Annotated in this window: 7 protein-coding genes; 6 read left to right on the plus strand and 1 reads right to left on the minus strand. The window is 38.8% G+C overall.

The window, feature by feature from the left end; translation table 11 throughout:
* Nucleotides 1-248 precede the first annotated feature (248 nt).
* The 5 genes from ABES03_RS25200 (at nucleotide 249) to ABES03_RS25220 (ending at nucleotide 2,284) form a co-directional block, all read left to right on the plus strand.
* Nucleotides 249-536: a EutN/CcmL family microcompartment protein gene (locus tag ABES03_RS25200; protein ID WP_430121878.1), complete on the plus strand. Its 288-nt coding sequence runs from the start codon at nucleotides 249-251 to the stop codon at nucleotides 534-536.
* Nucleotides 537-812 (plus strand): BMC domain-containing protein, encoded by a 276-nt coding sequence (locus ABES03_RS25205; RefSeq protein WP_026567441.1) that lies wholly within the window; start codon nucleotides 537-539, stop codon nucleotides 810-812.
* Nucleotides 812-1,075 carry a EutN/CcmL family microcompartment protein gene (locus tag ABES03_RS25210; protein ID WP_430121880.1) on the plus strand — a complete coding sequence of 88 codons (264 nt, stop codon included), beginning with the start codon at nucleotides 812-814 and terminating at the stop codon, nucleotides 1,073-1,075. The genes ABES03_RS25205 and ABES03_RS25210 overlap by 1 nt, the downstream gene beginning before the upstream one ends.
* A 174-nt stretch (nucleotides 1,076-1,249) precedes the next feature.
* Complete coding sequence (deoC, locus tag ABES03_RS25215; RefSeq protein WP_430121887.1) at nucleotides 1,250-1,897, plus strand: deoxyribose-phosphate aldolase; 648 nt, start codon at nucleotides 1,250-1,252, stop codon at nucleotides 1,895-1,897.
* A gap of 186 nt (nucleotides 1,898-2,083) precedes the next feature.
* Entirely contained in the window at nucleotides 2,084-2,284 is a 201-nt protein-coding gene (locus tag ABES03_RS25220) for a helix-turn-helix domain-containing protein (protein ID WP_430121882.1), read from the plus strand.
* Between the two features lie 85 nt (nucleotides 2,285-2,369).
* Here the strand turns inward: ABES03_RS25220 and ABES03_RS25225 are convergent, their stop codons facing one another.
* Nucleotides 2,370-3,101, minus strand: coding sequence for a hypothetical protein (locus ABES03_RS25225; RefSeq protein ID WP_430121883.1), 732 nt, complete (start codon nucleotides 3,099-3,101; stop codon nucleotides 2,370-2,372).
* A 103-nt stretch (nucleotides 3,102-3,204) separates the two neighbouring features.
* On the opposite strand from ABES03_RS25225, the gene ABES03_RS25230 reads away from it, so the two are divergent.
* The gene (locus ABES03_RS25230; protein ID WP_430121885.1) at nucleotides 3,205-5,451 is read left to right on the plus strand and encodes an AAA domain-containing protein; all 2,247 of its coding nucleotides are present in this window, start codon (nucleotides 3,205-3,207) and stop codon (nucleotides 5,449-5,451) included.
* The last annotated feature ends 165 nt before the right edge of the window (nucleotides 5,452-5,616 follow it).

Below are 5,616 nucleotides of genomic sequence, written 5' to 3' on the forward strand. Positions count from 1 at the left end.
CGGTAGGTATAAAAAAAGTGGAAAATTATGCTTTGATTAAAATGATAGTTTTTTGCCCTGTTGATTGGAGCGGAAGACGCGAAGACTCCTGTGGGAGTATGGTTCAGGGGAGACCCCGCAGGCGCAAGCGCCGAGGAGGCTCGCCGAAACACCCACGAACCGCTCGCGCCTGGAGCGGAAATCAACAGGCAAGTTTAATAGAGCCTTCGAAATAGACCTTTAAGGAATTCTAGAAAGCAGGTTTTAAAATGTTTGTAGCCAAAGTGATTGGAAATATGGTCTGTACACATAAAAATGAAAATTTAAAAGGGTTAAAGCTTCTGATTGTTCAACCAGTAGATGATCAATTGAATGATAAAGGCAAACCACTTGTGGCTATAGATACGATTGGACAATCAGGAGAAGGAGATCTCGTTTACTTAGCAAAAAGCAGAGAATCTTCCTTACCGCTTAACAAAGATTTGGTCCCGTCAGACGCGGGGATATTAGGAATTATCGACTACTATAATGTGACTAAACGAATGGAGGAAATATAAATGAGTAACGCATTAGGAATGATCGAAACTAAAGGGTTAGTAGGAGCAATTGAAGCAGCAGACGCAATGACAAAAGCAGCAAACGTTACATTACTTGGAAAGGTAAATGTGGGCGGAGGCTTAGTATGTGTAATGGTTCGTGGTGATGTTGGTGCAGTAAAAGCAGCAACTGAAGCAGGTGCTGATGCAGCGCAGCGTGTTGGAGAATTCTTATCAGTTCATGTAATCCCAAGACCACACTCAGATATCGAGAAAATTCTTCCAGTAGCAAAATAATGAAACTAGCAAAAGTAGTTGGGAATGTCGTTTCAACGATTAAAACACCCAGTCATCAAAATAAAAAGCTCATGGTTGTTATCCCTGTTGACGCATCAGGTAATGAATGCGGTGATGCAATGATAGCGTTTGACCGCTTTCATGCAGGGGTTGGCGATTACGTGCTGATACTAGAAGAGGGTGGATCGGCAAGAGAAATTTTAGAAGACCCAAAAGGTTCTTTTGATGCGGTAATTGCCGGTATCGTTGATCGATTACATTAATGTGAGGTGAGCACGATGCAAATTGAAGCATTGGTTGAACAAATTACAAATCAAATTATGCAGCAATTAACGAATAAACAAGAGTTAAATGAAGTAAAACCTGTTACTTCTGGAAACGTAACATATAAAGAAGGTTCTTCATCTAACATCATTACAGGTCCTTCTGTAGCTAGAATGATTGACCACACACTATTAAAGCCTGAAGCATCTAAAGAGCAAATTGTGAAGCTTTGCGAAGAAGCAAGAGAACATAAATTCGCTACTGTCTGTGTAAATCCATATTGGGTTTCAACTGCGGCACAAGAGCTTAAAGGCTCTAGTGTGGGTATTACAACGGTAGTTGGCTTTCCATTAGGAGCAACAAGCACATTTGTGAAAATCGCTGAAACTCGTGATGCGATCGCTAATGGGGCTACAGAAATTGACATGGTCATCAATATAGGTGCGCTTAAATCAGGTGATTTCGAAACAGTGAAAAAGGACATCGAAGGTGTTGTGTTAGCTGCGAAGGGTCATGCGCCTGTTAAAGTAATCATTGAAACAGGACTTCTTGAAATTGAAGAAAAGAAAAAGGCATGTATTCTAGCAAAAATGGCTGGCGCGGATTTCGTGAAAACCTCAACTGGTTTTGGCCCTGGTTGTGCAACAGCGGAAGACATTAAGTTAATGCGTGAAGCTGTAGGTCCTGATTTGGGAGTAAAAGCATCTGCTTGTGTTAGAGATTTAGACACAGCTAGAAAATTAATTCAAGCTGGTGCAACGAGAATTGGTGCAAGCTCAAGTATTGCCATCATTACTGGCGGTCAGGGAACTGGATATTAATTAATTAACGAGTAAATGGAAGTTGTCATGTTCAAAGAATAGTCGAGAGGCGGATCTTCGTTACATTTGGGTCTGTCTCTCAACATTCTATTCCTCTTAATCTAAAAAGTATTGAAAATTTTTAGATAGTTTACTATAATTATATTTACAAAATGTAATCGCTTACATACGCGAGGAGTGTTTATAATGAACAATATTGGACATCAACTAAAGAAAATAAGAGTAAATCGAGAAATTGAAATAGAAAGACTTGCCTCTTTATCTGGTTTAGATGCCGACCTCATTTCAGCAATAGAGGATGGCGAGCTTGATGTACAAGTATCAACCTTAGCGAAAATTTCAGAAGCATTAAACTGCTCGTTCTCCATTGGAGATGTATCAATCTAATCCACTTAAAATCGCCCTAAAGGCGATTTTTTTATGTAAATTGACTCATAAGGTTGAAACCACTATGAGTCAATTTAGTTATCGATTATCTAAATCTTTTCTTTCTTGGTCTAAAGCGATAATTATCATCACTTTCAAACACATTGATAGTACCATCTAGATTTTCCTTATTTCTAAATCCCATATCAGAATCTACATTCTTATCTTCCTCTTCAACAATAGTTGCATCACCGGTACCATTTTCAACTTCTCGTTCAACCTCAACATCAATCTCAACATTCTTATTTTCAACTTCTTCTTGTTGATGGTCTTCAACTGTAATACTATCAATAGTATCATCTACAGGTACTTCATGTACGCTAACTTCATCATTAGTCAAAAGCTCATTATCTATGGTTGAAATGTGGTTATTGTCTTCCTCAATAACCTCTTCGTTTTCAACAGAGGTCCCAAGTTTTTCTTTTTGAATTTTATCAAGTGCATCCTTTCTCCTGACTGCTATCCCAATTATTTCATCAATCAGAGCCGTGAATTGCTCAAAGTCGACATTATTTTCACCACTATTTTGTATTACACTAAGAAAATCATCATAAAAAATTAGAAATTCTTTTTCGTACTTTTCGCGATCCATCTCTCTAAAACTTGTTCCATTAGTTCGAATAAAACCAAGGATTAACTTTGAAATGATTGAAGATGTTGCTTGGAGTTTTACATGATCAACTTCAGAATCACTGTTTAGATAGTAATTAATATCTCGAAGTGTTTGATAATAGCTCTTAAAATTTCGAGTAATTTCTAAGTAATTTAATTTACTCATTTGGACATTCCTCCTATTATTAAAACAGCAAAAATTCTCCTTTTGTTTTAGGGCTATAAATAGACTATTCTTATTAAGAGCTAAATGTTAAAGGAAGAGAAAAATGACCAATACAATATCATACATAAGAGAATGGCAGCAGGCACTGCAAAATGAAATTATATATTTAAAAAAATACGGTAGTAATAAATTTCTTGTCACAAACGGAAGACTGCTGTCAACAGAAGGTTCCTATACGTATTACTTTGATACACCAGGTACTTTACAAATTCCAGTGGGCTCATCGATTAGAATCGAATGGGGAAGCATGAAACAAAATGGACGTGTCCTTTCTTCTGAGGGAAGAGGGGTGATGGTTAACTTAGAAAAGTCATTTGGAGATTTAATCCCGGAAGCCTACCTATTTCATGATCCGTGGGAATTGCTTGAACAGCTCATCGAACGGCTAGATGATATCAAAAAGAACAAGCAAAAACGTCTGCGTGTCAAAAAATTGATGGATCCATCCATGCCCGCGAAACATCCGGTCGAAAAGATAAAAAGCAATGTACACGAGTTAGTACTAAGGTCAAAATATAATCCCATAACCTTTGTTTGGGGTCCCCCGGGTACGGGGAAAACCTATATCTTAGCACGTGTGGCGGCAAATAAATACTTTCAGGATAAACGGGTGCTGGTTTTATCCCATAGTAACCAAGCAGTAGACGTGCTTATTAGTGAAATTACCTCTTTTGTAAAAAAGAAAAACCGCTTTCGTGAAGGAGAGGTACTACGCTATGGGGTAAATACAGGTGGGCTGCTTTCAAACCATGAAGCCATCACAACGAGTCAACTCCTTCAGATCCATAGTCCTATGCTAGCAGAAGAGAAGGAAATGTTGACAGAGGAAAGAAGGAAGCTAAAGCAGGATTTGGCCCGCTCCTTTAGTAAGCGAGATACAAACCACCTTTTAGAGTTAGAGACAAAAATGGCACGAGTGCTTGAAAAAATCCGACAAAAAGAAATCGAATTCATAAAGGATGCATATGTAGTTGGGGCAACACTTGCAAAAGCGGCAGCTGATTCCGAAATTTTTGACAAAGAGTTTGACGTTGTCATCCTTGATGAAGCCAGTATGGCCTATGTACCACAGGCTGCCTTTGCTGCTTCACTCGGGAAACGTGTGATTATTTGCGGTGATTTTAAACAATTGCCGCCGATTGCTTCTTCACGAGATCAATTAGTAAGCACGTGGCTAAAGGAGGACATCTTTCATCGAGCAGGTGTAGTTGAATGGGTAAATGATGGTAGGCTTCACCCTCATCTTTTTTTATTAAAAGAGCAAAGGAGAATGCATCCAGATATATCAGCCTTCACTAACAAGTATATATATCATTCACTAGTTGGTGACCATGAGAGTGTCCGCTTTAGCAGGAATAAGATTGTTGAAAAAGCACCTTTTCAGGGCCTTGCCTCTGTTCTTATTGATACAAGCTATACAGGTGGGCATTGTATACAAGAGAGAACCTCTCATTCTCGAATGAATCCTTGGCAAGTCTTATTGTCGTTTCAATTAATTCATGAATCCTACCTGGCTGGATTACAGTCGATTGGTTATGTAACTCCATACCGCGCTCAAGCTCAACTGATGAATCTATTATTAGAAGATATTTATGAAAAAGAACGTGTTACCGCCGATCTTATTGCAGCAACCGTCCACCGCTTTCAAGGTAGCGAGCGTGATGTGATGATTTTTGACACCGTCGATAGCGAGCCACAACCCCGTGCAGGCATGCTTCTTACAGGCAAAGATAGTGAACGATTAATCAATGTCGCAATCACAAGAACGAAGGGTAAGTTTATTCATGTTAGCAATTGTTCATTTATTCGTAGGCATGTGTATGCTGGAAAAACACTGAGACAGCTGGTGGAACACCAGGAAATTCGCCAGCAAATGGTTAGCACAGTGGATATCGGTAAGTGGATTCGTAATCAGCACCCATGCTTGCAATGGATGCATGGACGAAAGCTTGAAAGGGTGTTTAAGGATATCGAAATGGCTAGGTCTTCTATTGTGATTTCTCTGCCAGCACAAACGGTTCTTACGGAAGAATGGAAAGAGAGGTTAAGAAATCGGGCTCAACATGTAAACTTAACTATAATTTCGGATTATGAATGGCCGGAGCTTTTTATTAATGAAAGAGTAGACGAGAGTTTGTCATTTCCATTTATCGTCATTGATCAACGGTTTCTTTGGTTAGGGTTGCCTTTAGAAGGGCTGAAAGGTGTTAGACCGCCATATATTGCGGTACGCCTCGATTCCGAGAAAGTATCAGAATATCTTTTAGGGCAGTTTATTAAAAAAGAGTAGAAATTGCGGAGAATTTTATCTGCAATTTCTGCTCTTTTTTTTGCTTTGTGTTGTTTTAGACGCATCAATCTTGACTTGGTATGTTTTTTTATGAGAAAAATAATTAAATGAGCGAATTTTTCTGGCTTATGAGCGGATTTTTGATTTTATGATGCTAGACTAAAA

It is taken from the genome of Neobacillus rhizosphaerae, assembly GCF_050477885.1.
GTDB classification, from domain to species: Bacteria; Bacillota; Bacilli; order Bacillales; family Cytobacillaceae; genus Neobacillus; species Neobacillus rhizosphaerae_A.

Excerpts from the sequence above, each read along its gene's own strand:
- ABES03_RS25220 (WP_430121882.1), top strand. The coding sequence starts at position 2,084 with ATGAACAATATTGGACATCAACTAAAGAAAATAAGAGTAAATCGAGAA.
- ABES03_RS25210 (WP_430121880.1), top strand. The coding sequence starts at position 812 with ATGAAACTAGCAAAAGTAGTTGGGAATGTCGTTTCAACGATTAAAACA.
- deoC (WP_430121887.1), top strand. The coding sequence starts at position 1,250 with ATGATTGACCACACACTATTAAAGCCTGAAGCATCTAAAGAGCAAATT.
- ABES03_RS25230 (WP_430121885.1), top strand. The coding sequence starts at position 3,205 with ATGACCAATACAATATCATACATAAGAGAATGGCAGCAGGCACTGCAA.
- ABES03_RS25200 (WP_430121878.1), top strand. The coding sequence starts at position 249 with ATGTTTGTAGCCAAAGTGATTGGAAATATGGTCTGTACACATAAAAAT.
- ABES03_RS25205 (WP_026567441.1), top strand. The coding sequence starts at position 537 with ATGAGTAACGCATTAGGAATGATCGAAACTAAAGGGTTAGTAGGAGCA.
- ABES03_RS25225 (WP_430121883.1), bottom strand. The coding sequence starts at position 3,101 with ATGAGTAAATTAAATTACTTAGAAATTACTCGAAATTTTAAGAGCTAT.